Origin of the sequence: Allobosea robiniae, assembly GCF_900102525.1 — a bacterium.
Classification (GTDB): Bacteria; Pseudomonadota; Alphaproteobacteria; order Rhizobiales; family Beijerinckiaceae; genus Allobosea; species Allobosea robiniae.
Genome location: NZ_FNBZ01000002.1, coordinates 433,541 through 457,962 on the forward strand (window position 1 = coordinate 433,541; position 24,422 = coordinate 457,962).

Consider the following 24,422-nt stretch of genomic DNA (forward strand, 5'->3'; position numbering starts at 1 on the left):
CTTAGACCTTCGGGGCGTTGCCCGAACCGATATCCCAGTAGAGCCCGGCCATGGCGACGAGGCCCTCGCGGGCGATGGCGGCCGGCAGGTGCTCGTCCGGGGCGTGCTGCGAGCAGCCAGGATAGGAGTGCGGCACCCAGATCGTGCGCAGCTTCAGGATCTCGGCGAAGATGTCGTTCGGGAGCGAGCCGCCGAGATTGGGCAGCAGGGCCGGCTTCTTGCCGGTGCTCTCGGCAATCGAATCGATGGTGAAGCGGACCCAGGCATCGTCGGGGTCGAGCCGCGTCGCGCCGAAGCGCTCGGTACCGGGCATGACGATCTCGACCATGTCGAAGCCATGGCGATCGAGATGGCGGCGGAGCGCCGGGGCGACGTCGCGCGGATCGATGCCGACGACGAAGCGCAAGGCGACGCGGGCCCAAGCACTCGGCGGCACGGCGTTGACCGGGGTTTCCGGGACGCCGGATTTCATCGCCAGCACGTCGAAGGAGCACCAGCCGAAGACCTGTTCGGCGGGGGAGAGGCCGGGCTCGCCCCAGTTCGGATCGATGGTCGGGCCGCCCGGGCCGCCATCGATCTGGCAATCGGCGAGCGCGCGGCGCACGCCATCGGGCAGTTCCTTCGGCACCCATTCATGGATGCGGATCTGGCCGGTGGGCGAGGTGATCGAGGCGATGGCATGGGCGAGCTGGATCGCCGGATCGGAGAGGATGCCGCCCCAGTTGCCGGAATGGTGGCCGCCGTCGCGCGCCTTGATCTGCAGGTCGAAGGTGATGACGCCGCGGGCGCCGAGGAAGACGGTGGGGCGCTCGGCATTGAGGCGCGGCCCGTCCGAGGCGATCAGGATATCGGCCTTGAGCAGTTCGGCCTCATCCTCGCAGAGCTCGCGTAGGCCCGGCGAGCCGGATTCCTCGCCCATCTCGATCAGGTACTTGGCGTTGAAGCCGAGCTTGCCGCGCGTCTCCAGCACGGCGCGCAGGCCGTTGATGTTGATGAGGTGCTGGCCCTTGTTGTCGACGACGCCGCGGCCGTACCAGCGGCCGTCACGCTCGACCAGCTTCCACGGCGAGAGGCCCTCGCTCCACTGCGCGTCGAGGCCGCGGATGACGTCGCCATGGCCGTAGCCGAGGATAGTCGGCAGGGCGGGGTCCTCGATGCGCTCGGCATAGAGGAAGGGGCCGCGTGCCTTGGCATGGGTCAGGATGCGGCAGGTGAAGCCGAGCGATTCGAGCAGGGGCTGCATCTCCTTGTCGAGATATTCGCCCAGCACGGGAGCACGGTCTGGATTCTGGCTTTCGGTGGGGGTCGCGATGAGCCGGCCGAGATCGGTCTTCATCCGGCCTGAATCGAAATAGTCCTGAGCTTTCGCGATCGCCTGCGCGCGGGTCATGGTCTTGTCGTCTCCCAATAAGTGGCCGGCACAGTGCCGGTGGACGGAGGCCAGCGCCAGTGCCAAGAGAGCCGGGCGCGTTATGCCCACGAGGCAGGGCGGGCGCCATACCGATCGACAGGGCTCTTCCCGCCGCATGACGATGATTCCGCATCCGCACCAGCTCGTCGCGCGTGACGCCATCCTGGCGGCGCGGGCGAAGGGCGCGGCCGGCTTCCTGCTGGGAGACCTCACCGGCCTCGGCAAGACGCTCTCGGCCTGGCTCGCGCTCTCTGCCATGCCGGAGGCGGAGGTGCTCGTGATCTGCCCGAAGGGCGCGATCCCGCAATGGCGGCGGACGATGGCGCTGTCGGGCCTGCCGGCGAAGCGCGTGACGCTGATGAATTTCGAGAAGACGAAATCGCTGCTCGCCCCCGTTGCCGACAGCAAGAAGCGCTCGACGCGGGCGAAGAACAACGAGATCGCCAAGCATGGCCGGCCCAAGCGTGCCTGGCCGCTCGTGGTGATCGACGAGGCGCACCGCATCCGCAATCCGAACTCGCAGCAGGGGCTGGTTTGCCGCCAGATGGCGGAGGCCGCCGATTTCACGATCTATATGAGCGCGACGGCCGGCCAGTCGCCGCATGAACTGTCCTATCTCGCGGGGTTGCTGGCCAAGGCGGCGGGCATGCCCACGGCCGATCTCGACGGCTTTCGCGTGCTGATGAAGCGATTGAAGATCGGCAGGGCCAAGGGGCGCTGGAAGAACTGGAGCTGGGAGCCGAACGAGGCCGATAGGAAGGTGATGGCTGATCTGCTCTATCGCGGCGCGAACGCCATCGGCTTGCGCCGCCGGCCGGAGGAGATCGCGGGCTGGCCTGAGGTGCAGCGGGAGCTGGCGCCGGTCGCGCTCGATACGGCGGCACGCAAGCTCTATGACGCGACCTGGCGCGAGTTCCGGAAGGAATTGGGGCTGGCCGGCGGCTCGACGCGCAAGCCGCAGGGCTGGGCCGCCGATCTGCGCTTCCGCCAGAAGGCGAGCCTGCTGCGCATCCCCGGTACGGCGGATTTCTGCGAGGACCTGCTGGGTAATGACGAGCAGGTGGCGATTTCCGTCGCCTTCCTCGAAACCAGTGCGATGCTCGCTGAGACGCTGCGCGGGCGCGGCTGGCGCACGGCCGAGATCAACGGCGAACGCTCGGGCGCGCAGAACGAGGAGACGCGGATCGCCTTCCAGACCGGGCTGCTCGATGCGGTGATCTTCACCGTCACCGAGTCGATCTCATTGCATCGCGGCGAGATGCCGGGCGGTGAGCGCGAGCGGGCGCTCGTCATCCACGATATGCGCCACAGCGCGATCCAGCTCCAGCAGATCGAGGGCCGCTGCCATCGCGACGGCCAGCACGCGACGATCTTCTATGCCTATGCCGAGGACACGGTGGAGGAGGCGATCGCCGGCACGGTAATCCAGCGCATGGCGGCGATGGAGGGGCTGGCGGGCGACGATACACGGATGCTGGAGGCGATCGCCGGGATCGTCGAGGGGCGGGCGGCCGCGTAAAGCTCAGTTGCGGGCGCGCTCACCGAGTTCCTTGGCGCCCTCGACCGACGAGCTGGTCAACCGCACGATGCTGTTCCAGGCGTCGCGCGTATAGGCGCCCTGATGGACGACCGCGTCATAGCCGACGACGAGCACGATGATGACCAGAAGCAGTCGGAACACGAACGGAAACCCTCCTCGATAGCGCACCATCAACGCCGCGATCGAAGGACGGTTCCAGTCTGGGCGGGCTTAGCCCGGCGGCAGCAATTCCTTCAGCCGGAACAGCGCGATCTTCTCGACCTCGGCCAGCGCCGTAGCGAATTCCTGCTCGGGCGTGTTCTTGAGGCGCGCGTCGAAGGCGGCGAGGATCTGGGCCTTGGTCGCGCCCTTCACCGCCATGATGAAGGGGATGCCGAAGCGGGCCTTGTAGGCCTCGTTCAGCGCGGTGAAGCGGACGCGCTCGTCGCTGCTGAGGCGGTCGAGCCCGGCGCCGGCCTGCTCCTGCGTCGATTCAGGTGTGAGTTCGCCGGCCGCCGCGAGCTTGCCGGCAAGGTCGGGATGGGCGGTGAGCAGGGACTTCTGCTGTTCGGCTGACCCCTTGCGCATGCTTGAGACCATCGCCGCATGCAGGCTTTCCGCCGTGTCGTGGCCCGCGCCGATGCCGGCGTCATGGGTGGCGCCGGCGATCCAGGGCGAGTGCTCCCAGACGCGGCCGAAGACCTCGGTGAACAGCGCCTTGGGCAGCTTCGAGGGTACATAACCGCCAGCCGGCGGCTGCGTCCTGACCCAATGACGGGCGATGTCGAGCCTTGTCGCGACCCAGACCCGGTCATGGCTCTGGACATAGTCGAGGAAGCGGGCGAGCGCGGCGGCGCGGCCGGGACGGCCGACGAGGCGGCAATGCAGGCCGATCGACATCATCTTCGGCGCGGTCTCGCCCTCGGCATAGAGCGTGTCGAACGAGTCCTTGAGATAGGTGAAGAACTGCTCGCCGGTGTTGAAGCCCTGCGGCGTGGCGAAGCGCATGTCATTGGCGTCGAGCGTGTAGGGCACGGCGAGCTGTGGACCCTTCGGCCCGTTCAGCCAATAGGGCAGTTCGTCGGCATAGACGTCGGCCGTGTAGAGGAAGCCGCCTTCCTCCATCGTCAGGGGAATGGTGTTCTCGGAGGTGCGGCCCTGATAGCAGCCGAGCGGGCGTGTCCCCGCGAGCTCGGTCTGGATGCGGATCGCTTCCAGGATATCGGCGCGCTCGCGCTCCTTCGGCGTATCGCGATAGTCGATCCATTTCAGGCCGTGGGTCGCGATCTCCCAGCCGGCTTCCTGCATCGAGCCGACGATCTCGGGATAGCGGGCGAGCGCGCTGGCGACGGCGAAGACGGTGACCGGCATGTTCCGCTGCGTGAACATCCGCCACAGCCGCCAATAGCCGGCGCGGGAGCCGTATTCGTAGATCGACTCCATGTTCATGTGGCGCTGGCCCGGCCAGGGCGCGGCGCCGACGATCTCGGAAAGGAAGGCCTCGGACGCCGCATCGCCATGGAGGATGCAGTTCTCGCCGCCTTCCTCGTAATTGATCACGAACTGGACGGCGATGCGGGCCTCGCCCGGCCAATGCGGATGCGGCGCGGCGCGGCCATAGCCCTTCATGTCGCGCGGATAGGGGGGCTGGCTCATGATCGTCTAGCTGCCGCGATAGGTGGAGTAGCTCCAGGGCGAGGCCAAGAGCGGGACGTGGTAGCGCCCCTCCGGCTCGGCAATGCCGAAGCGGACGGGGACGAGGTCGAGGAAGGCGGGCTGCGGCAAGGCGGTGCCGAGGCCGCGGAAATAGGCGCCGATCGCGAAGGTCAGTTCATAAGTGCCGGGCACCAGCGTTCCCGAGAGCAAAGCTGAATCGGTGCGGCCATCGGCATTGGTCACGGCCTCGGCCAGCCGCTCGCGCGTGCCGTCGGCCCTGAGCCGATCCAGCGACACCGCGATGCCGGCGCCCGGGCGACCGTTGACCGTGTCCAGCACATGCGTCGAAAGATGTCCCATGCGCCGGCTTCTCCTGAAGGCGTCGATATCCGGCGGGCGCCGATTCCGGCGTGGCCACGGACCTTCGCGACTGTAAAGCGACCGGCGCGAAAATCGATAGCAGCATGTTCGCCAGGATCGTTTTTCCGGAAGGTCGGCGCGGGGGCGATTTCAGAGACGGCGAAAGCAGGCTAGTTTCCGCCTTCGAAGCCGTATCTTCCGGATTCGGGACGATCATCAGCCCTCGCGGAGCGCAGCGCCATGCTTGCAGCTTATCTGATGGAATGGGGCGGCATGATGCTGCGCTGGCTCCATGTCATCACGGCGATCGCCTGGATCGGCGCTTCCTTCTTCTTCATCCATCTCGACGCTTCGCTGAAGGCGGCCGACGACATTCCGCCGGGCACCGGCGGGCGTGCCTGGCAGGTCCATGGCGGCGGCTTCTACGAGATGCGCAAATACATGGTCGCGCCGGCCGTGATGCCGGCCGAGCTGACCTGGCACAAGTGGCAGAGCTACTGGACCTGGATCTCGGGCTTCTTCCTGCTGGTCTGGGTCTATTACGCGCAGTCGGAGCTTTACCTGATCGATCCGGCGGTGATGCAGCTGTCGCCCCTGGCGGCGGGCGCGATCGGCATCGCGGCGCTAGCGGTCGGCTGGCTGGTCTACGACCTGCTCTGCAAGTCGCCGCTCGGCAAGCATGACGTGTGGCTGGGCCTCGTCGGCTTCGGCTATGTCGTCGCGGCGAGCTGGGCCTTCGCCAACGTGTTTTCCGGGCGCGGAGCGCTTATCCACACCGGCGCGCTGATGGCGACGATCATGACCGCCAATGTCTTCTTCAACATCATGCCCGGCCAGCGGACGGTGATCGCGGCGCTGGTCGCGGGCGAGAAGCCCGATCCGAAATACGGCAAGGCGGCCAAGCAGCGCTCGACGCATAACAACTACATCACCCTGCCGGTGCTGTTCCTGATGCTGTCGAACCATTATCCGGTGACCTACGCCAATTCGAGCGTGATCCCGCTGCTGGTGGCGCTGGTGATCGTCGCCGGAGCGCTGATCCGGCATTTCTTCAATATCCGGCATGCGGACCACGCGAAATCGCCCTGGTGGTGCTGGGCGGTGGCGATCCTGGCGCTTTGGCTCGCGTTCTGGGTGGCGATGTCGTCCTCGCCGGGCGGGCGCGAGCAGCTCGGCCTGAAGGCTGGCGAGGCGACGAAACCCGTCCTGCTGGCGGGCATGACACTGCCGCCGACCGAAGTCTCGAACATCGTGACCGGGCGCTGCGCCATGTGCCATGCGCCGGAGCCGTCCTGGCCGGGCATCCAGGTCGCGCCGAAGGGTGTGCTGCTGCATGAGCCCGAGCAGATCGCGATCCATGCCCGCGCCATTCGGACGCAAGCCGTGATGACCCATGCGATGCCGCCGAACAACCTCTCCGGGATGACCCCGGCCGAGCGGAAGGCACTGGCGGGCTGGCTCGCTGCCGCGCGCTGAGGCGTTGCGCCGTCATGCTCGCCCTTGTGGCGAGCATCCAAGCCTTGAACACATCCCTTGAACAACGAAGACGTGGATGGGCGGGACAAGCCCGACCATGACGGATGCGTGCTTCGGGGCGCCGTGACCCCGTCCTTCACACATCCCATTTCCGTTTTCTTCAGCCTGTCAGGCGCTCCGCTCACGGACGCGTGATCGCGTTCAGATTCGGTTCAGGTACGCGGCGTCATGGTCCGGCCACTGCCAGGGCTGGAGACAGGATCCCAGAACGGGACCGTTCGTGCCGAGGACCGTGGGGGTCCAGTTGAGACGCGTGGATGCAAGGGGCGCCGGTTACCTGCTGGCGGCCATCGGTTTCGTCGTGGCATGGGGCATCCTGTGCTGGCCCTGGCTTTCGGGGGCGGTGACGATTCCGTTCGACGCCAAGGCGCATTTCCAGGCGCAGGTGCAGTTCCTCGCCAACGCGATCCATACCGGCCAGTCGCCCTTCTGGAATCACAACGTCTTTGCCGGTTCGCCGCAGATCGCGGATCCGCAATCGCTGATCTTCTCGCCCGCGATCCTGCTCGCGCTGATCTCGCCGGAACCGAGCTTCCGCGAGGTCGATGCCTATGTGCTGGCGCATCTGCTGGCCGGCGGGCTCGCGCTCATCCTGTTCTTCCGCGATCGCGGTTGGCATGCGGCCGGCGGGCTGATGGCGGCGCTGGTCTTCGCCTTCGGTGCGTCGGCGGCCTGGCGCGTCCAGCATGTCGGGCAGATCGCGAGCTATGCCTTCTTCGCCATCGCCTTCTGGCTGACGGCGCGGATGCTGCAACGTTCATCCGTCCTGTCCGGTGTCTTCGCCGGCCTTGCCGCCGGCATGATGGTGCTGGAGCCAGACCAGGTCGCGCTGCTCGCCTGCTATGTGCTGATCGCCATGGTGGTGGCGCATTGGATCTCCGGCGGCTGGGCGGCCTTCAAGGCGAGCCTGCTGCCGATCACCGCGGCAAGCGTGGTCGGCCTCGCCGTCATCGCCATGCCGCTGATCTGGACCTGGCTCTTCGCCGAGGCGACGACGCGGCCCGAGATCGATTTCGCGTTCGCGGGCCGTGGCTCGCTGCATCCGGTGTCGCTGCTGTCCGCCTTCGTCGGCGACCTGTTCGGCGCCAAGGACCCGGCCGTCGAATTCTGGGGCCCGTACGGCAATCCGCAGGTGCTCTATCTCTCCCAGAACATGGCGCAGGTCTATTTCGGCGCGCTGCCGCTGCTGCTGCTGCTGGCGCCCGGCCTGACGCGCGGCTGGCTCTGGGACAAGTCCGTCCGCCCGCTGACGCTGATGCTGGCCTTCATGGTGCTGTTCGCGCTCGGTCGCTACACGCCGCTGTTCCATCTCGCCTATGAATACCTTCCTGGCGTGAAGCAGTTCCGCCGGCCGGCCGACGCGACCTTCCTGATCGGTGGCATCGCAGCGATCCTTTCGGGCTATGTGCTGCATCGCATCCTGACGGCGGAGGCGGGAACCTCGTTCCGCCGCGACATGCTGATCGGGGCAGGTCTGGTGCTCGGCACGCTCGTGCTCGCGCTCGCGGTCTCGCGCGGCTGGGGGCACCTGGCCGATGCCTGGAAGCCGGTCGCAATGGCGCTCGGCTGGTTTGCGGTCGCGGGCGGAGCGTTCTTCATCCTGCAGCGCTGGCGCGGGGCGCTCGGCACTGCCGCCGCGGCGGTCCTGGTCACCGGCGTCGTCGCCGCCGATCTCGGAGTCAACAACGGCCCCAACGAATCGACCGCGCTCGCGCCGCAGCTCTACGACGTGCTGGAGCCGGGCACGAAGAACGACACCATCGCGCTCCTGAAGCACCTGACCTCCCAGCCCGAGGGCTCGCCGCGCCGCGACCGGGTCGAATTGCTCGGCATGGGCTTCGAATGGCCGAATGCCGGCATGGTTCACGGCTTCGACCACACGCTCGGTTACAATCCGCTGCGGCTGGAGGATTTCTCCGAGGCTGTCGGCACGGGCGACGGCATCGCCAGGCCGGCCGACCGCAAGTTCACCCCGCTCTTCCCGTCCTATCGCTGCCGCCTCGCGAACCTGCTGGGCTTGCGCTACATCGCCTCGCCGATTCCGATCGAGCAGGTCGACCACAACCTTGGCGAGAACGATCTCACCCTGATCGCCCGGACGAAGCAGGGCTATGTCTACGAAAACCCGCGAGCCCTGCCGCGCGTGCAGTTCGTCGGCGGCTGGCAGTTCGCCGATTTCGAGAGCATGAAGCTGTCGGGCCGCTGGCCGGAGACCGACCCGACGCAGGCCGTCCTGCTCGATGTCGAGCCACCCGTCGCGACGCCGGAGGGGCCGGTCGCGACCCAGGCCGAGGTCAAGCTGACGCGCTATCGCAATGCCCAGGTCGAGATCGAGGTCACGACGCCTGTCGCCGGCTTCGTCGTGCTCAACGACATCTGGCATCCCTGGTGGAAGGCCGAGGTCGACGGCGTCGAGAGCGAGATCCTGCGGGCCAACGTGCTGTTCCGTGCGGTGCAGGTACCGGCCGGCACGCACAAGGTGCGCTTCAGCTTCCAGCCGCTCTGGGGCGCGCTGGCAGAGCTCAGGGCGCGGATCGAACCGCAGGAGCCGGATGACATGCTGCCGCCGGCGCCAAGGCATGACGAGCCGCAGATCGTCACCGCGCCGGGCGAGATGCCGAAGCTGGCGGGGCCGTCCGAAAGCGTCCGCAATTCGTTGGGTCTGGGCACCGCCCAGGTTCCGCCGGCGCGCAACGGCACGGCCGCCGCGCATATCCCCGGCGACGCCATCGCGCATTGAAAAAGCCGCGGCGGGGGCCGCGGCTTTCATCGTCCTCTGATCTTGCGAGCTCTGCTTTCAAGCAAGCGGTGTCATCCCGTGCGCGCTGAGGCATGTGAATGCCGCTGCGCAGACACGGGACCGTTTCCCGGAAAAGGCGCCCATGCGGAGGCCGTAAGGACGGGAGCCCCAAGCGTCACGCGGTCCCGTGTCTGCGCAGCAGCGTTTCACGCTGCGGCGCGCACGGGATGACAGGCAATCGTCCGAAACGCCCCGCTCAGGCGACGCCGAGCTTCTTCTGCAAGCTGCTGGAAGAGGTCGTGTACTGGAAGGTCAGCCGCTTCTCCGGATAGACGTAGCGGTGGACCTTCTGGGCGCAGAGCGCGGCTTCGTGGAAGCCCGATAGGATGAGCTTGAGCTTGCCCGGATAGGTGTTGATGTCGCCGACGGCGAAGATGCCGGGCACGCTGGTCTCGAATTTCTCGGTGTCGACCGGGACGAGGTTCTCGTTGAGGTTCAGGCCCCAGTCGGCGATCGGGCCGAGCTTCATCGTCAGGCCGAAGAAGGGCAGCAGCGTATCGCAGGCGATGTCGAAGGGCTCGTTGTCGGTGCCGCGACAGACCACCGCCTCAAGCTTGCCGTTCTCGCCCTTGAGCCCGGTGACCTGGCCGAGTTTCATGTCCATCTTGCCGTCGGCGACGAGGCTGCGCATCTGCTCGACCGAATGCGGCGCGGCGCGGAAATCGTCGCGGCGGTGCATCAGCGTGACGCGATTGGCGATCGGCTGGAGGTTCAGCGTCCAGTCGAGGGCGGAATCGCCGCCGCCGACGATCAGGATGTTGCGGCCGCGGAAGGCCTCCATCTTGCGCACGGCGTAGAAGACCGAGCCGTTCTCATAGCCTTCGATGCCGGGAATCGGCGGCTTCTTCGGCTGGAAGGAGCCGCCGCCGGCGGCGATGATCACGCTCTTGGTGTCGAACACGGTGCCGGCATCGGTGGTGACGCGGAAGCGCGGCGCCTCCTGCGTGCCGGTCGGCTCGACCGCCTCGATCATCTGGTTGAGATGGAAAGTCGGCCCGAACGGCTTGATCTGCTCGAGCAGGTTGTCGACCAGCGCCTGGCCGGTGACCATCGGGAAGCCGGGGATGTCGTAGATCGGCTTCTCCGGATAGAGCTCCGCGCATTGCCCGCCGACCTTCGGCAGGATGTCGACGAGATGCGCGCGGATATCGAGCAGGCCGAGCTCGAAGACGGCAAAAAGGCCGCAGGGGCCGGCGCCGACGATGACGACGTCGGTGGTGATGACTTCGTTTTCGTTGGCGGCAGCCGCGTCGCTCATGATTCTACCTTCGAGCCGGTCCAAACTGTCCGATTTAACGAACTCGCGCGCAGGACATGAGGCTTCGAAGGCCGGTTTGCAAGTGCAAAGTGCTGAAACAGCGGAGCGACCGGGGGGAGGGGAAAAGCCTTCTCTTTCCCCCGGCCGCGGTAGCGGAATCAGGCTCCCGTATCGGCCTTGAGCCCGGCTGCGGCGATGCCGGCGCAGGCAGCGGCCTCGTCATTGTCGGAGGTGTCGCCGGAGATGCCGACCGCGCCGAGGACTGTGCCCTCGGGCGAGCGGATCAGCACGCCGCCGGGCACCGGCACCAGCGAACCGCCGACGGCATGGGTCGCCGCTTCCACGAAATAGGGCCGATCCAGCGCCATCTTGTGGAGGGCGCGCGAACCCAGGCCGAGCGCGACCACGCCATGCGCCTTGCCGAGCGCAATCTCGCCACGCTTCAGGCTGGTGCCGTCCTGAGCGGCGAAGGCCTTCTGCGCGCCGCGCGCGTCGAGAACGGCAATGGCGAGCGGCTTGAAGCCGGCGGCTTCGGCGTGGGCCAGCGCGGTCTGGAGAATGGTCTGGGCCTGGGCGAGGGTCAGCATGGCGAGAACTCCGGTTTCGTCAGCGACGTTCTTGCCAGCCGCGAGAGGTGCGGGAAAGGCCGGTGGGGTCCGCTTTGCGCGATTGGTGCTAGCCGGCAAGCAAAACACCTTTTCCGTAGCCGCTTGCATAGGGCGGCGCGACAGGGCTTGATAGCATACCGACACGAGGAGATTTGCTCATGGGTCTGTTCAGTTTCATCAAGGATGCCGGCGCCAAGATATTCGGCGGCTCAGCCAAGGCGGCGACCGCCGACGATCTGCAGAAGGAACTCGCCGGGCACGGCCTGCCTGCTGACGTCAACATCCAGATCGACGGCGACAAGGTGAAGGTCTCCGGCAAGGCCGTTTCGACGGAAGAGGCCGAGAAGATCATTCTCGCGCTCGGCAACACCACGGGCGTGGCCCAGGTCGAATCGGACCTCGCCGTGACCAAGGAGGCCGCGGCGGCGGTGTTCTACACGGTCAAGAAGGGCGACACGCTCTGGAAGATCGCCGAGGAGCATTACGGCAAGGGCCAGGGCGCCAAGTACACCGAGATCGTCAAGGCCAACACGCCGCCGGTCAAGAATCCCGACCTGATCCAGCCGGGCTGGGTCCTGCGCATTCCGCCGAAGGGCTGAGGCGCCTCGCCGACAAGGCAGCCGCGCGCCTCGTGCCCGCGGCTGCTTTTTATTTTCGGCACCCGGAAGCGAGGCCGAGCGGTGGCGTTTCCCGGATTGCCGCCCTATCTCAACGGCTCGCCCGACCGGGCTGGAGTGGCCTGCCCATGATCGTGAACGACCTCGATATCGACGCCATCAAGGTGGGGTTGGACGATGGCTCCATCCTTCTGGTCGACGTGCGCGAGCCGCATGAATTCGCCGCCGGGCATATTCCCGGTTCGGTCTCGCGGCCTTTGTCTCAATTCGACCCCGCGGACCTGCCGAACGAGCCCGGCAAGCGCATCGTGTTGTCCTGCGCGGCGGGCGTGCGCTCGCGGCGGGCACTGGAATTCGCCCAGTCGGCGGGGCTCGACATCGACAGCCACTATGCCGGCGGCTTCAAGGACTGGCTGATGCACGGCGAGCCGGTGGAGCAGGATTGAGGCCCTGAGGCCTCATCCACGCCCACGCCGCCCGTAGACCAAGGATAAAACCATGCTGACCCGAACTTTCTTCTACGGTGCGGCCTGCGCCACCGCGCTGCTCCTGGCCGCTCCGGGAGCCGGCTGGGCGCAGAGCGCCGCGACCGTTCCCGCCGGCAGCGCCAGCAAGGCCGCCGATGACGATCTCCAGGCCGCGATCACCAAGTCGAACGCCTATACCGGACTGATGAACCGCACGCTGCGGGCGATCCAGTCCTGGGAGCGCTATGACAGCTGGGTCGATATGAAGAAGGGTCCGACCGGCAAGGAGCGCTACATCACCTACGGGCTCTACAGCCTTTACGACGTCAACAGCGAGATCAAGAAGGCCGAGGAGGCGATGGCACGGGAGCCGAAGCTGCCGGCGATCGACGAGACCATGGGCCGCTATATCAAGGCCTATCAGGAGCTGGCGCCGCTGATCACCAGGGCCGAGCGCTACTACGACCGCAAGGACTATCGCGACGACAATCTCGCGGAGGGCCAGAAGCTGCACGCGCTGATGGTGCCGGCGGCGAAGACCTTCCTCGAGGAGCGGGCCAAGGTCGATGCGCTGATGCGCGTCTACAAGCGCGGGCTCGACCAGCGCGAGCTTGCCTCGGTCGAGCAGCGCGAGGGCAAGTCGGCCCGCTGGCAGGTGCGCAATATCATGATCAACGCGCGTGCCGTGATGGACCTGATGCCGAGCAACGAGAGCCCGATCGTCGACCTCAAGTCCTTCAACGCCGCGATTGCCGACTATGCCGCCGCCGTCCGCGAGATGGATGCGTTCAAGGACAAGGAGCCCAAGGGCGTGCCCTTCATCGAGAGCCAGGCGAGCTCCTGGCTCGGCAAGCTGCGCGATTTCAGCGACAAGCTCGCCAAGAGCAAGGGCGATGTCCGGCGCGGCGCGGCGAACGACGCCAACTGGCTGGTGAGCAGCTACAACACCATGGTTTCGCTGTCGGAGACGGCGGTGCGCATGTCGCGTTGAGTTCGATGCGTGCGGCGCAGCCCCGGCGCGTGGTGCGCCGGGGCTGACGTGGCGCGGTTTATGCTCCAGTCTTTCATTAGACCTAACTGAGGATATGCCTCATGCGTCCCATGAAATTCGGTTTCGGCCAGCCGGTGCGGCGGGTCGAGGATCAGCGCCTGACGACTGGCGCCGGCCGGTATACGGATGACATCGCAGCCGAGGGTGCCCTGCACGCCTTCGTCCTGCGCTCGCCTTACGCCCATGCGCGCTTCGCCGTCGCCGATGTCGAGACGGCCGGCAAGATGAAGGGCGTCAAGCTCATCCTGACCGGTGCGGATGTCTCGGGGTATGGCGATCTGCCGTGCAAGGGGCATGTGAAGACCACCTCTGGCGAGATGTCGGAATCCTTGCCCGTTCCGGTGCTGCCGACCGACACGGTGCGCCATGTCGGCGAGGCCGTCGCCTTCATCGTCGCGGAGACGCTGGCGCAGGCGCGCGACGCGGCCGAGGCCATTGCGATCGACTGGGACCCGCTGCCGGCCGTGACCGGCATTGCAGAGGCGTTGGAAAAGGGCGCGCCGCAGGTCTGGCCCGACCGCAAGGGCAATGTCGCCTTCGAAGCCGAGCAGGGTGACCGCGCGAAGACCGAGAAGGCCTTCGCCAAGGCGGCGCGCACCGTCTCGCTGACGGTCGTCAACAACCGGCTCGCCTCCAACTACATGGAGACGCGGGCCTGCATCGCCGAATACGACAAGGCCGACAAGCGCTGGACCCTGACCCTGGGCAGCCAGGGCAGCCACGGCATGCGCGACCTGATCGCGACCTATGTGCTCAAGGTCGATCCCAAGCGCATCCGCGTGGTGACGCCGGATGTCGGCGGCGGCTTCGGCACCAAGATCTTCCTCTATCGCGAATATCCGCTGGCGATGATCGCGGCCGAGAAGCTGAAGCGCCCGGTGCGCTGGGTCGCCGATCGCAACGAGCATTTCCTCGCCGATACGCATGGCCGCGCCAATCTCGCGACGGCGACGATGGCGCTGGATGCCAAGGGCCGGTTCATCGGCCTGAAGGTCGATCTCTCGGCCGAGATGGGCGCCTGGCTCTCGCAATACGGGCCCTTCATCCCGTGGGTCGGCACGACGATGACGCCCGGCTGCTACAGCATTCCGGCCGTGCATGTCGTCTTCCGTGGCGTGCTGACCCACACCACCCCCGTCGATGCCTATCGCGGCGCCGGCCGTCCCGAGGCGGCCTATCTGATCGAGCGGCTGGTCGACGCCATCGCACGCGAGACCGGCAAGGCGCCGGAAGCGGTCAGGGCGCAGAATTTCGTCAAGCCGACGGAGATGCCCCATTCGACGCAGACCGGACCGGTCTACGATTCCGGCGAGTTCGAAGGCCATATGCGCCAGGCGATGGATGTCGCCGACTGGAAGGGCTTCAAGGCCCGCCAGAAGGCATCGGCCAAGGCCGGCAAGATCCGCGGCATCGGCCTGGCCTGCTATATCGAGGCCTGCGGCGGCGGCGGGCCGGAGAGTTCGACCGTGATCCTGGAAAAGGACGGCACCGTCACGGTGCTGATCGGCACGCAGTCGAACGGGCAGGGGCATGAGACGGCCTATTCGCAGCTCGTCTCGCAGCATCTCGATATCCCGATGGACCGCATCCGCGTCGTGCAGGGCGATACCGACCGGGTCGAGACCGGCTCGGGCACCGGCGGTTCGCGCTCGATTCCGGTGGGAGGGGCGGCGCTCGACAAGGCGACGGGCATCCTCACCGACAACCTGAAGCAGCTCGCCTCGGAGAAGCTCGAGGCGGCGGTCGGCGATCTCGAGATCACCGAGGGCGCGGTGCGCATCGTCGGCACCGACAAGTCGCTCGACCTCGCCGCGATCGCGGCGCTGCCGGGCGCGACGCCGGCCATGCTCAAGGTGCACCAGAGCTGGCAGCCGCCGGAGGCGACCTATCCGAACGGCACCCATGTCTGCGAGCTGGAGATCGATCCCGGCACCGGCGGCACGGAGATCCTCAACTATGTCGTCGTCGATGATTTCGGCGTGACGCTGAACCCGCTGATGCTGCAGGGCCAGGTCCATGGCGGCGCGGCCCAGGGCATCGGCCAGGCGCTGATGGAGGAGATTCGCTTCGATCCGGACGGGCAGATGCTGACCGCGACGTTCATGGACTATGCCCTGCCGCGCGCCGTTGACATCCCGAACTTCCATTTCGAGACGCGCAATGTCCGCTGCCTGACCAACGCCATCGGCGTGAAGGGCGCGGGCGAGGCCGGAGCGATCGGCGCCTGCCCGGCGGTGATGAACGCGATGGTCGATGCGCTCGACCGTGCGGCCGGCATCAAGGCGATGGACATGCCGGCGACGCCGCTCAAGGTGTTCACGGCGCTGAAGGAGGCCGGATATCGGCTTTGATGCAAGGGCGGGCTTGCGGCGCTGCAAGCCCGCTCACGCAAAAGCGACTGGCTTAGGTTGCGATCATCGTTTGATCTGGACGAGTTCAAAACAGCGCCGGATGGCGCGGACTTGTCTTTGAGGGGAACTGAATGATCCGCACCGCTCTCGTTCTTGCCGGCCTCGGGCTCGGCCTTACCGCCGTGATGGCGCAGTCGAACCCGATCACGGAGCGCCAGCAGACGATGAAGGGCGTCGGCGGGGCCACGCGCGAAGGGGCGGCGATGGCCAAGGGCGAAGCCGCCTTCGATGCCGCCAAGGCGCAGGCGATCTTCAAGACCTATGCCGATGCGGCCAAGAAGATGCCCACCCTGTTCCCGGATTCCTCCAGGACCGGCGGCGAGACCACGGCCGCTCCGAAGATCTGGGAGGATCAGGCAGGCTTCAAGGCGGCCTTCGCCAAGTTCGAGACCGATGCGGCCGCTGGCGCGAGCGTCGCCAATCTCGATGGTTTCCGCACCGCCTTCGGCGCGGCCACGAAGAACTGCGGCACCTGCCACGAGGCCTACCGCATCAAGAAGTGACCGGCTTCGCGGCCGGTTCCGGAAGCGGGCGCCGGCGACGGCCGCCCGCTTTTTCGTGGCTGAGGGAGCTTTTGACCGCTCACGGGCGTTGAAAACGGGCCAGTCTGGAATTGCTGCGATTTCAGGGTTGCCGATGAAGTGCCGGCCCGTCCAATCTGCCGGACGTCCTGACGGGAGACCTCGATGCTGTTGCTGCGCCGCCTTTTCGTGACCCTCGTCCTTCTGGCGGCCGTCGCTTTCGCGGGCTTCTACGTGCTGACCGACCCGCGCGTGGTTTCGCCCTCGCCGGAGATCGGGGCGTTGCCGGCAGCGGATGTCGAGAACGGCAAGCTGCTGTTTTCGGCCGGCGGCTGCACCTCCTGCCATGCGACGCCCGGGCAAGACGACAAGCTCAAGCTCGGTGGCGGGCTTGCGCTGGAATCGGCTTTCGGCACCTTCCATGCTCCCAATATCTCGCCGCACACGCGTGACGGCATCGGCAACTGGGGCGTGCAGGATTTCGTCGATGCGATGGCGGCGGGCGTCTCGCCCTCCGGGCAGCATCTCTACCCGTCCTTCCCCTATACCTCCTACCGGCTGATGCCGCCGAAGGCGCTGGCCGACCTCTTCGCCTATATCCGCACGCTGCCGCCGGTCGAGGGCAAGGCGGCTGCGCATGACCTGCGCTTCCCCTTCAACATCCGCCGGGTCGTCGGCGGCTGGAAGTTGCTGTTCTTCGAGCGCACGCCGTTCCGGCCCGATCCGAGCCAGAGCGAAGCCTGGAACCGCGGCGCCTATCTGGTCAATGGCCCCGGCCATTGCGCCGAGTGCCATTCCAACCGCAACGCGCTTGGCGCCATCGTCCCGGCAACCCGCTTCGCCGGCGGCCCCGATCCCGAAGGCAAGGGCTGGGTGCCGAACATCACGCAATCGGAGAACGGTCTCGCCAAGTGGTCGAAGGAGGAGATTGCCGAACTCTTGAAGACCGGCTTCACGCCGGATTTCGACAGCGTCGGCGGCTCGATGGCGTCGGTCGTGCGCAATATCGCGCAGTTGCCCGAGGGCGATCGGATGGCGATGGCGGAATACCTGAAGTCGCTGCCGGCGGTGGAAGGGCCGGCGCGGCCGCAGGCCAAGGCGCCCTGAAGCGCCGCAGCGAGGCAGCATGCGCTTCAAGGCCGTCATGGTCGATGTCGATGGCGTCGTGATCGTGCACCCCGATCCGCGGGGCTGGTCGGCGCATCTCGAGCGCGATCTCGGCCTGTCGAAGACACTGCTCCAGTCGGCATTCTTCGAACCGCATTGGCAGGACGTCATTCTCGGGCGAGCCGGCTTGCGGGAGCGTCTCGGGCCGGTGCTGGCCGAGATCGCGCCAGGGCTCGGCGTCGACAGGCTGATCCGCTACTGGTTCGAGAACGATGCCCATCTCGATCAAGGGCTGCTGGTGCAGCTCGCGCCGATCCGGGCCGGTGGCGTGACGCTGCATCTCGCCACCGTGCAGGAGCATGAGCGCGCCCGCTACATCTGGGACGCGCTCGGGCTGAAGCAGCATTTCGACGGGATGCACTATGCGGCCGAACTCGGCTGGGCCAAGCCCGCAGCGCAGTTCTTCCAGGCCGCGGCGGCGCGATCCGGCTTTGCGCCGGATGAGATCTTCTTCATCGACGACAAGCAGGCGAATGTCGACGCAGCGCGCGCGGAAGGCTGGAGTGCGGCCCTGTGGGATGGTACCCGGCCACTGGCTGCGCTGATGGCCGAAGCGGCGGAGCGCCCGCCGCCTACTCCATCACCGCGGCCTTGAGGATGCAGACCATCAGGGCGGTTCCGGGCTCGCTGCCGACACAGCGGACGACATGGCGGCGGTCGCAGCGATAGCGCAGCGTCTCGCCGGCCTTGGCGCGCTGGATGATGTCACCGACCTCCACCTCGAACTCGCCTGACGTCACCGAGAGCGATTCGATCGAGCCACGCTGATGGCCCTCGGAATCGAGCTCGCCGCCGGGTTCGGACGAGACCTCGTACCATTGCAGCCATTCGACCGTCTTGATCCAGCCGACGATGGCAAGGCGCAGCTTGCCGTCCTCGGAGACGAGGATCGGCGTGTCGGCGCGGGTGGTCTTGTCGATGAAAGGCTCTTCCTCGCCGCTGGAGAGGACGCGCTCGATCGAGATGTCGAGCGCCTGTGACAGCCGCCAGATCGTCGCCAGCGTCGGGTTGGTCTCGTTGCGCTCGATCTGGCTGATGATCGACTTGGCGACACCGGACTGCTCGGCGAGGTCGGAGAGCGAGAAGTTGTAGGCCTTGCGCAGGCGCTGGATGGTCTTGCCGAGCTGGCCGGAGATGACCTGAGCCCCGGATTCAAGCTCCCGCCCGCCGCGCTCCTTGGTCTCGATTCCCATCCGTCCGGCCCCTGTTCGACTGTGAAATCGTTTGTAACGGCGGACGATCGTTTGAACAAGCGAACTGTGCCGGAGCCGACCGATGCCGTCAGGTCATGCGGCTGGGGCCGACTTCGCGCTGCTCGCGGCGGGCAAGGCCGAGCTGGCGTTCGCGCAGGATTACGTAGATGCCCGAGGCGATGACGATGGTCGCGCCGATCAGGATCGCCAGGGCCGGCCATTCGCCGAACCAGAACCAGCCGATCGCAACCGCCCAGAGCATCGTCGAATATTCGAAGGGCGCGATCAGCGAGGCGTCGCCGTAGCGATAGGCCTGGACGATCAGGATCTGGCCGAGACCGCCGAGGATACCGATCAGGACCATCATCGCCGCATCCTGGAGGTCCGGCATGTTCCAGCCGAGCAGGATGGTCGAGAGGCCGAGCAGGCTGGTCAGCAGCATGAAGTAGAAGACGATGGCGCCGGTGCGCTCGGTCGAGGTCAGGAGGCGCACCTCGATCGAGGCGAAGGCCGAGCAGAAGGCGCCGGCCAGGCCCAGCATGGCTCCAAGCGCGGCATTGCTGCCGACCGGATGAGCGCCGGCGCCGAGATGCGGCGAGAGCATGATGAGCACGCCGACGAAACCGATCGTCACCGCGCTCCAGCGATAGATCCGCACGCGCTCCTTGAGGACGAGCGCGGCCAGCACGACGACGGCCAGCGGAGCGGCATAGCCGATCGCGACGGCCTCCGAGAGCGGCAGGAACTGCAGCGCCGCGAAGCCGCAGAACATGCCGGTCGAGCCCATGATGCCGCGCTTGAGATGGCCGCGCAGGTTGTCGGTCTTCAGGGCAGCCGGCAGCTCGGAGCGCCAAGCCAGCCAGATGAGCAGCGGGATCATCGCGAAGAAGGAGCGGATGAAGACGATCTCGCCGGTCGGATAGCGCGTCGAGATCGACTTGATCCCGGCCGACATCAGCGTGAAGGCCAGCGCCGAGACCAGCTTGAGGGTGATGCCGAGAAGAGGGGACAAAGCGCGCGGCCGAGGAGCTTGGGATGGTTTCGAGCGAAACCGTTCGCTTCTTAGATCATGTCGAAGCCGGGAAGCGAAGCGTGAACGTCGCAACCCGGCTAGGTCATTGGCGTGGGACCGCCCTCAGAACGTGCCGCGGAAAGAACCGCCGTCAATCAGGAAGTTCTGGCCGGTGATGTAGCCGGCATGGACGCTGGCGACGAAGGCGCAGAGCTTGCCGAACTCGTCGGGCGTTCCGAGGCGGCCGGCAGGTACCGCGGCGAGCCGGTTCTTGGTGGCCTGCTCGATGCTGATGCCCTGCATCTCGGCGACCTTGTTGGTCGCGGTCTTGATCCGGTCGGTGTCGAACACACCCGGCAGGATGTTGTTGATGGTGACATTGGCATGCGCGACCTCGCGGGCAACGCCCGAGAGAAAGGCGGTGAGGCCGGCGCGCGCAGCCGAGGAGACGTCGAGCCCGGTCAGCGGGGTCACCACGCTCGCCGAGGTGATGTTGATGATCCGGCCGAAGCCGCGTTCGACCATGCCGTCGATGACGCGCTGCACCAGCTCCAGCGGGGTTGCCATGTTCTGGACGACGCCTTCGAGCAGCCCCTCGCGCGTCACCTGGCGGAAGGGCTTGGGCGGCGGGCCGCCATTGTTGTTGACGAGGATGTCGGGGTTGGGCGCCGCTGCCAGCAGCGCGTCCTGGCCGGCCCTGGTCGAGACGTCGGCGACGACGGCGATGACGGTCGCGCCGGTCGCGGCGCGAATCGCGGTGGCGGTGGCTTCGAGCGTCTTGGCGTCGCGGCCGTTGATCACGACGGTGCAGCCGGCCTGGGCCAGCGCTTCGGCGCAGCCGCGGCCCAGCCCCTTGCTGGAGGCGCAGACGATGGCCGTGCGGCCGGCAATTCCCAGATCCATGATGGTCTCCGATCAGAGGCGAGGTGTTCGTGGCTTACCCTGAGCACGGATCGGTCGCGCCGTCATCAAAGCGCAACGCAAATCAGACACACGGCCCTCGCATCGCAGCAGCAGGGGCTTTCCGGCATGAGCGACGAGGATAACAGCAAGCGGGTCCGCAGCATCTTCATCTCGGATCTGCACCTGGGCACCCGCGGAGCCCAGGCCGATCTCGTGCTGGAGTTCCTGCGCGCCTATGATGCGCCGCAGATCTATCTCGTCGGCGATATCATCGACGGCTGGCGCCTGAAGAGCGGCTGGTACTTCCCGCAGACCCATAACGACGTGATCCAGAAGCTGCTGCGCAAGGTCCGCAAGGGCTCGAAGCTGATCTACGTCACCGGCAACCACGACGATTTCCTGCGCGACTTCACCGGCCTGCAGTTCGGCGGCATCACGCTGGTCGACGAGATCGTCCACGAGACGGCCGACGGCAAGCGCCTGCTCGTCATCCATGGCGACCTGTTCGACCTCGTGGTGCGCAATGCCAAATGGCTCGCGCTGCTGGGCGACTGGGCCTACACCGTCGCGTTGGCGCTCAACATGGCGATCAACCGGGTGCGCCGCGTGCTCAGGCTGCCGCACTGGTCGCTCTCGGCCTGGGCGAAGGCCAAGGTCAAGAACGCCGTGAACTATATCGGCGAGTTCGAGGGCTGCCTTGCCGTCGAGGCGCGCCGCCACAAGGCCGACGGCGTGATCTGCGGCCATATCCACCATGCCGCCCAGCGCGAGATCGACGGCCTCACCTATATCAATACCGGCGACTGGGTCGAAAGCTGCACCGCCTTCGTCGAGCACGAAGATGGCCGCTTCGAATTGATCCGCTGGCCGCAGGGGCGGATGAAGACGACGCCTGCCGAGCCGGTTTCGATGCCGGCGCGCCCGGCTCCGGTCCGGGACCTGATCGAGGCCGCGTGATGCGCGTCCTGGTCGCGACCGATGCCTGGCGGCCCCAGGTGAACGGCGTCGTGCGCTCGCTGGAGCAGATGATCGCGGCGGCGCCCGGGCTCGGCATCACGGCGCGAACGCTGACGCCGGAAGGGTTCCATCAGGTCGGCCTGCCCAGCTACCCCGATATTCGTCTGGCGCTGGCGACGCGCCGGGCGCTCGCCGCGCGCATCGCCGATTTCGCGCCCGACCATGTCCATATCGCGACCGAAGGGCCGATCGGCTGGTTGACACGGGCGGCCTGCCTTGCCGAGAAGCGGCCGTTCACGACGAGCTACCACACGCGCTTTCCGCAATACGTCGCGGCGCGCTGGCCGATCCCCGAGAGCTGGAGCTACCGGCTGCTGCGCCGCTTCCATGGCCCGGCCGCTGCGGTGATGGTTTCGACCGGGACGGTGGAAGAGGAGCTGCGCCAGCACGGCTTCGAGAATCTGGTGCGCTGGGGGCGCGGCGTTGATCTCAGCCTGTTCCATCCGCGCTCGCAGAGTCTGCTCGACCTGCCGCGGCCGATCTTTCTGTATGTCGGGCGCGTCGCGGTCGAGAAGAATGTCGAGGCCTTCCTGTCGCTCACGCTGCCGGGCAGCAAGGTCGTGGTCGGCGACGGGCCGGCGCGGGCCGATCTCGCGCGCGCCTTTCCCGAGGCCCGCTTCCTCGGCCTGAAGGAGGGCGAGGAACTGGCCGGAATCTACGCGTCCTCCGATGTCTTCGTCTTCCCGAGCCTGACCGATACCTTCGGCATCGTCCTGCTGGAAGCGGCGGCGAGCGGGCTGCCGGTCGCCGCCTTTCCGGTCCAGGGGCCGCGCGATGTCTTCGCCGGCAGCGGTGCGGCCGTGCTCGACGAGGACCTGCGCCGTGCTGCCATGCAGGCGCTCAGGGTGCCGCGCGCGGCCTGTCTGGAGCTGGCAGCCCGCCATAGCTGGGCAGCGAGTGCCGCGCAGTTCTACGGCCATATCCGGCGCGTGGCGCGCGAGGCCGGCTACCTGCCGCGCGAGGCCGAAGGCTCGACCGCCGCGGTTACAGCCTTCGCGAGCGGGCGTGGCGGGGAAGGGCGCGGGCTGCCGCGGCGCCTGACGGCTTGAGCTGGGCGCGGAAGCCGTCGCGCCGCTCATGGACCGAGGCGATGACGAGGCCCATCGGCACGCCGAGCCCAACCAGCGCCGCTTCCGATAATTGCAGGCTGGCCTCGATGGTTTCGGGGACCGCATCGTTCACGCCGAGCTCATAGAGATGGCGGGCATGGGCGGCGTCGCGGGCGCGGGCGACGATGACGATGTCGGGGCGTAGCGAGCGGGCGGCGAGGACGATGGCATCGACGGCGCGGGAATTGTCGATCGTCACGATCAGCGCGGTCGCTTCCTCCAGGCCGCAGAGGCGCAGAAATTCCGGCTTGGTCGCGTCGCCGTAATAGGTGGGGCGCCCAGCGCGGCGTTGCGCGGTGATCAGCGAGGCATCGGAGTCGATGACGATGTGGGACTTGCCGTGCTCGTCCAGCATCGAGCCGACAAGGCGGCCGACGCGCCCGCCGCCGACGACGATGGCGCGCGGCGCCCGGTCGTCCGGCGGCAGCACGGCCGCCTCATCGGGAAGCGTGACCGGGGCCGCGAGCTTCTGGCCGAGATTGCGGGCGATCCGGGCCAGCAGCGGCAGCGCGACCATGGTGAGCGAGACGGCGGCGAGCACGATGCTGGTGGCGGCGGGATCGATCAATTGAGCGCCGGTCGCGGCATTGAGCAGCACGAAGGCGAATTCGCCGCCGGGCGCGACCAGGATCGCGGTTTCGAGCGCGGTCGCCGTCGCCAGCCGGAAGCGGCGTGCCAGCACGAAGATGATGGCTCCCTTGACCAGGACGAGGCCGAGCGCCCCGCCGAGGATCGCGAAGGGATGAGCCGCGATATCGGCCGGGTTCACGCCCATGCCGACGGTGAGGAAGAAGACGCCGATCAGCAGCGACTTGAACGGGTCGATCGTGACCTCGATCGCGCGGCGGAACTCGGTCTCGGCCAGCAGCAGCCCGGCGATGAAGGCGCCCAGCCCCATCGACAGGCCGGCGGCCGCGGCAATGAGGCCGGTTCCGAGAGCGACCAGCAGCGTCGCCGCCATGAAGCTCTCGGTCGAATCGGTCGAGGCGACCAGACGAAATAGCGGACGCAGCGCCAGCCGGCCAATGACGACGATGGTCGCGATGGCCGCGAAGGCCTGGATGAAGGCCTGTGCGAGACCGGCGAGCAGCGAGCCCGAGCCGTTCTGGGCATCGAGCACGCTGATCAGGAAGAGCAGCGGGATGACCGCGAGGTCCTGGCAGAGCAGGATCGCGAAGCTGGAGCGGCCGGCCGAAGTCGTCATCCGCTTCTTCGCCGCCAGCAATTCGACGACCATCGCCGTCGAGGACAGGGCGAGGCCGAAGCCGATGATGAGGGCTGCCGCGGCCGGCTGGCCGAGTGCATAGGCGGCAAGCCCGATCGCGGCGGCGCAGAGCCCGACCTGGCCAAGGCCGAGACCGAAGACCAGGCGCTTCATCGTCATCAGGCGCTCGAAGGAGAGTTCCAGCCCGATGACGAAAAGCAGGAAGGCGACGCCGAGCTCGGCCGGGCCGGCCAACGCCTCGGCATTCGAGACGGTGATCGTGCTCAGCAGCGGAAGCTTGGAGACCAGGCCGCCAAGGCCGAACGGGCCGAGCAGGGCGCCGCAGGCGACGAAGGCGATGATCGAGTTGACCCTGAGGCTCTTGGCCAGCGGCACGACCACGCCGGCCGTCGCGAGCACGACGACGGCATCCTTGTAGACGGAAGGGTCGACTGTTCCGGCCAAAGGACTGACCTTGCGATTCGGGGCTTGCGGGATGCGTCGGCAATTCTTGCGGTTTGCGGCGGCGCAGCACAACCTTGGAATCGCTGCGGCGGAAAGAAATTCGCCTTGCGGCGCGAGCCTTTAGGCAGGGGTGCTCA

The 24,422-nt window shown here is 67.1% G+C and carries 22 protein-coding genes; 12 read left to right on the forward strand and 10 right to left on the reverse strand.

Features of this window, described 5'->3' with window-relative positions; translation table 11 throughout:
• Nucleotide 1: 1 nt before the first annotated feature.
• On the reverse strand, nt 2–1,390 hold the full coding sequence (locus BLQ70_RS07735) for a M20 family metallopeptidase (protein WP_091856496.1): 1,389 nt from the start codon (nt 1,388–1,390) through the stop codon (nt 2–4).
• 136 nt (nt 1,391–1,526) lie between these two features.
• Between BLQ70_RS07735 and BLQ70_RS07740 the strand changes: the two genes are divergently transcribed.
• A complete protein-coding gene (locus BLQ70_RS07740; RefSeq protein WP_091856497.1) occupies nt 1,527–2,930 on the forward strand; it encodes an SNF2-related protein in 1,404 nt (467 codons plus the stop codon).
• Nucleotides 2,931–2,933: 3 nt separating this feature from the next.
• Here the strand turns inward: BLQ70_RS07740 and BLQ70_RS25575 are convergent, their stop codons facing one another.
• The 3 genes from BLQ70_RS25575 to uraH form a co-directional block, all read right to left on the reverse strand.
• A complete protein-coding gene (locus tag BLQ70_RS25575) occupies nt 2,934–3,092 on the reverse strand; it encodes a hypothetical protein (RefSeq protein ID WP_162766440.1) in 159 nt (52 codons plus the stop codon).
• Nucleotides 3,093–3,161: 69 nt separating this feature from the next.
• Complete coding sequence (gene puuE / locus BLQ70_RS07750; RefSeq protein ID WP_091856499.1) at nt 3,162–4,586, reverse strand: allantoinase PuuE; 1,425 nt, start codon at nt 4,584–4,586, stop codon at nt 3,162–3,164.
• A gap of 6 nt (nt 4,587–4,592) precedes the next feature.
• Nucleotides 4,593–4,946 carry a hydroxyisourate hydrolase gene (uraH, locus tag BLQ70_RS07755; RefSeq protein WP_061966848.1) on the reverse strand — a complete coding sequence of 118 codons (354 nt, stop codon included), beginning with the start codon at nt 4,944–4,946 and terminating at the stop codon, nt 4,593–4,595.
• 240 nt (nt 4,947–5,186) lie between these two features.
• On the opposite strand from uraH, the gene BLQ70_RS07760 reads away from it, so the two are divergent.
• Both BLQ70_RS07760 and BLQ70_RS07765 read left to right on the forward strand, forming a co-directional pair.
• Nucleotides 5,187–6,422, forward strand: a complete 1,236-nt coding sequence (locus BLQ70_RS07760; RefSeq protein WP_091856500.1) for a urate hydroxylase PuuD — start codon at nt 5,187–5,189, stop codon at nt 6,420–6,422.
• A gap of 304 nt (nt 6,423–6,726) precedes the next feature.
• Nucleotides 6,727–9,222, forward strand: a complete 2,496-nt coding sequence (locus BLQ70_RS07765; protein ID WP_139163501.1) for a YfhO family protein — start codon at nt 6,727–6,729, stop codon at nt 9,220–9,222.
• 256 nt (nt 9,223–9,478) lie between these two features.
• Here BLQ70_RS07765 and BLQ70_RS07770 read toward each other — a convergent pair whose 3' ends face one another.
• Both BLQ70_RS07770 and BLQ70_RS07775 read right to left on the reverse strand, forming a co-directional pair.
• Nucleotides 9,479–10,540: an NAD(P)/FAD-dependent oxidoreductase gene (locus BLQ70_RS07770; protein WP_061966851.1), complete on the reverse strand. Its 1,062-nt coding sequence runs from the start codon at nt 10,538–10,540 to the stop codon at nt 9,479–9,481.
• A gap of 158 nt (nt 10,541–10,698) precedes the next feature.
• Nucleotides 10,699–11,127: a GlcG/HbpS family heme-binding protein gene (locus BLQ70_RS07775; RefSeq protein ID WP_091856502.1), complete on the reverse strand. Its 429-nt coding sequence runs from the start codon at nt 11,125–11,127 to the stop codon at nt 10,699–10,701.
• A 179-nt stretch (nt 11,128–11,306) separates the two neighbouring features.
• Here BLQ70_RS07775 and lysM point away from each other — a divergent pair, with 179 nt between their 5' ends.
• The 7 genes from lysM to BLQ70_RS07810 all read left to right on the forward strand — a co-directional run bounded on the left by lysM (nt 11,307) and on the right by BLQ70_RS07810 (nt 17,977).
• Nucleotides 11,307–11,747 carry a peptidoglycan-binding protein LysM gene (gene lysM, locus BLQ70_RS07780; RefSeq protein WP_061966853.1) on the forward strand — a complete coding sequence of 147 codons (441 nt, stop codon included), beginning with the start codon at nt 11,307–11,309 and terminating at the stop codon, nt 11,745–11,747.
• Between the two features lie 146 nt (nt 11,748–11,893).
• Nucleotides 11,894–12,211 carry a rhodanese-like domain-containing protein gene (locus tag BLQ70_RS07785; protein ID WP_091856503.1) on the forward strand — a complete coding sequence of 106 codons (318 nt, stop codon included), beginning with the start codon at nt 11,894–11,896 and terminating at the stop codon, nt 12,209–12,211.
• A 52-nt stretch (nt 12,212–12,263) separates the two neighbouring features.
• The gene (locus BLQ70_RS07790) at nt 12,264–13,223 is read left to right on the forward strand and encodes a DUF3829 domain-containing protein (RefSeq protein ID WP_091856504.1); all 960 of its coding nucleotides are present in this window, start codon (nt 12,264–12,266) and stop codon (nt 13,221–13,223) included.
• A 101-nt stretch (nt 13,224–13,324) separates the two neighbouring features.
• Nucleotides 13,325–15,634 carry a xanthine dehydrogenase family protein molybdopterin-binding subunit gene (locus tag BLQ70_RS07795; RefSeq protein WP_091856505.1) on the forward strand — a complete coding sequence of 770 codons (2,310 nt, stop codon included), beginning with the start codon at nt 13,325–13,327 and terminating at the stop codon, nt 15,632–15,634.
• 131 nt (nt 15,635–15,765) lie between these two features.
• Nucleotides 15,766–16,197 (forward strand): c-type cytochrome, encoded by a 432-nt coding sequence (locus BLQ70_RS07800; RefSeq protein WP_061966857.1) that lies wholly within the window; start codon nt 15,766–15,768, stop codon nt 16,195–16,197.
• Nucleotides 16,198–16,380: 183 nt separating this feature from the next.
• Nucleotides 16,381–17,322: a c-type cytochrome gene (locus tag BLQ70_RS07805; protein WP_091856506.1), complete on the forward strand. Its 942-nt coding sequence runs from the start codon at nt 16,381–16,383 to the stop codon at nt 17,320–17,322.
• A gap of 19 nt (nt 17,323–17,341) precedes the next feature.
• Nucleotides 17,342–17,977, forward strand: coding sequence for an HAD-IA family hydrolase (locus BLQ70_RS07810; protein WP_091856507.1), 636 nt, complete (start codon nt 17,342–17,344; stop codon nt 17,975–17,977).
• Here the strand turns inward: BLQ70_RS07810 and BLQ70_RS07815 are convergent.
• The 3 genes from BLQ70_RS07815 to BLQ70_RS07825 form a co-directional block, all read right to left on the reverse strand.
• Nucleotides 17,955–18,575, reverse strand: coding sequence for a helix-turn-helix domain-containing protein (locus BLQ70_RS07815; RefSeq protein ID WP_061966859.1), 621 nt, complete (start codon nt 18,573–18,575; stop codon nt 17,955–17,957). The genes BLQ70_RS07810 and BLQ70_RS07815 overlap by 23 nt on opposite strands.
• A gap of 88 nt (nt 18,576–18,663) precedes the next feature.
• Nucleotides 18,664–19,587, reverse strand: a complete 924-nt coding sequence (locus BLQ70_RS07820) for a DMT family transporter (RefSeq protein WP_091856508.1) — start codon at nt 19,585–19,587, stop codon at nt 18,664–18,666.
• A gap of 123 nt (nt 19,588–19,710) precedes the next feature.
• On the reverse strand, nt 19,711–20,490 hold the full coding sequence (locus BLQ70_RS07825; protein WP_091856509.1) for an SDR family oxidoreductase: 780 nt from the start codon (nt 20,488–20,490) through the stop codon (nt 19,711–19,713).
• Nucleotides 20,491–20,616: 126 nt separating this feature from the next.
• Here BLQ70_RS07825 and BLQ70_RS07830 point away from each other — a divergent pair, with 126 nt between their 5' ends.
• Complete coding sequence (locus BLQ70_RS07830; protein WP_091856510.1) at nt 20,617–21,447, forward strand: UDP-2,3-diacylglucosamine diphosphatase; 831 nt, start codon at nt 20,617–20,619, stop codon at nt 21,445–21,447.
• The gene (locus tag BLQ70_RS07835) at nt 21,447–22,556 is read left to right on the forward strand and encodes a glycosyltransferase family 4 protein (RefSeq protein ID WP_091856511.1); all 1,110 of its coding nucleotides are present in this window, start codon (nt 21,447–21,449) and stop codon (nt 22,554–22,556) included. Before BLQ70_RS07830 ends, BLQ70_RS07835 begins: the two co-directional genes overlap by 1 nt.
• Here BLQ70_RS07835 and BLQ70_RS07840 read toward each other — a convergent pair.
• The gene (locus BLQ70_RS07840; RefSeq protein ID WP_091856512.1) at nt 22,492–24,285 is read right to left on the reverse strand and encodes a cation:proton antiporter domain-containing protein; all 1,794 of its coding nucleotides are present in this window, start codon (nt 24,283–24,285) and stop codon (nt 22,492–22,494) included. The two genes, BLQ70_RS07835 and BLQ70_RS07840, sit on opposite strands and share 65 nt — an antisense overlap.
• Between the last annotated feature and the right edge of the window lie 137 nt (nt 24,286–24,422).

Bases quoted from the DNA above. Each gene is read 5' to 3' on its own strand.
- BLQ70_RS07740 (WP_091856497.1), top strand. From the start codon at position 1,527: ATGACGATGATTCCGCATCCGCACCAGCTCGTCGCGCGTGACGCCATC.
- BLQ70_RS07770 (WP_061966851.1), bottom strand. From the start codon at position 10,540: ATGAGCGACGCGGCTGCCGCCAACGAAAACGAAGTCATCACCACCGAC.
- uraH (WP_061966848.1), bottom strand. From the start codon at position 4,946: ATGGGACATCTTTCGACGCATGTGCTGGACACGGTCAACGGTCGCCCG.
- BLQ70_RS07790 (WP_091856504.1), top strand. From the start codon at position 12,264: ATGCTGACCCGAACTTTCTTCTACGGTGCGGCCTGCGCCACCGCGCTG.
- BLQ70_RS07800 (WP_061966857.1), top strand. From the start codon at position 15,766: ATGATCCGCACCGCTCTCGTTCTTGCCGGCCTCGGGCTCGGCCTTACC.
- BLQ70_RS07810 (WP_091856507.1), top strand. From the start codon at position 17,342: ATGCGCTTCAAGGCCGTCATGGTCGATGTCGATGGCGTCGTGATCGTG.
- BLQ70_RS07785 (WP_091856503.1), top strand. From the start codon at position 11,894: ATGATCGTGAACGACCTCGATATCGACGCCATCAAGGTGGGGTTGGAC.
- BLQ70_RS07760 (WP_091856500.1), top strand. From the start codon at position 5,187: ATGCTTGCAGCTTATCTGATGGAATGGGGCGGCATGATGCTGCGCTGG.
- BLQ70_RS07735 (WP_091856496.1), bottom strand. From the start codon at position 1,390: ATGACCCGCGCGCAGGCGATCGCGAAAGCTCAGGACTATTTCGATTCA.
- puuE (WP_091856499.1), bottom strand. From the start codon at position 4,586: ATGAGCCAGCCCCCCTATCCGCGCGACATGAAGGGCTATGGCCGCGCC.
- BLQ70_RS07805 (WP_091856506.1), top strand. From the start codon at position 16,381: ATGCTGTTGCTGCGCCGCCTTTTCGTGACCCTCGTCCTTCTGGCGGCC.
- lysM (WP_061966853.1), top strand. From the start codon at position 11,307: ATGGGTCTGTTCAGTTTCATCAAGGATGCCGGCGCCAAGATATTCGGC.
- BLQ70_RS07835 (WP_091856511.1), top strand. From the start codon at position 21,447: ATGCGCGTCCTGGTCGCGACCGATGCCTGGCGGCCCCAGGTGAACGGC.
- BLQ70_RS07830 (WP_091856510.1), top strand. From the start codon at position 20,617: ATGAGCGACGAGGATAACAGCAAGCGGGTCCGCAGCATCTTCATCTCG.
- BLQ70_RS07825 (WP_091856509.1), bottom strand. From the start codon at position 20,490: ATGGATCTGGGAATTGCCGGCCGCACGGCCATCGTCTGCGCCTCCAGC.
- BLQ70_RS07775 (WP_091856502.1), bottom strand. From the start codon at position 11,127: ATGCTGACCCTCGCCCAGGCCCAGACCATTCTCCAGACCGCGCTGGCC.
- BLQ70_RS07795 (WP_091856505.1), top strand. From the start codon at position 13,325: ATGCGTCCCATGAAATTCGGTTTCGGCCAGCCGGTGCGGCGGGTCGAG.
- BLQ70_RS07815 (WP_061966859.1), bottom strand. From the start codon at position 18,575: ATGGGAATCGAGACCAAGGAGCGCGGCGGGCGGGAGCTTGAATCCGGG.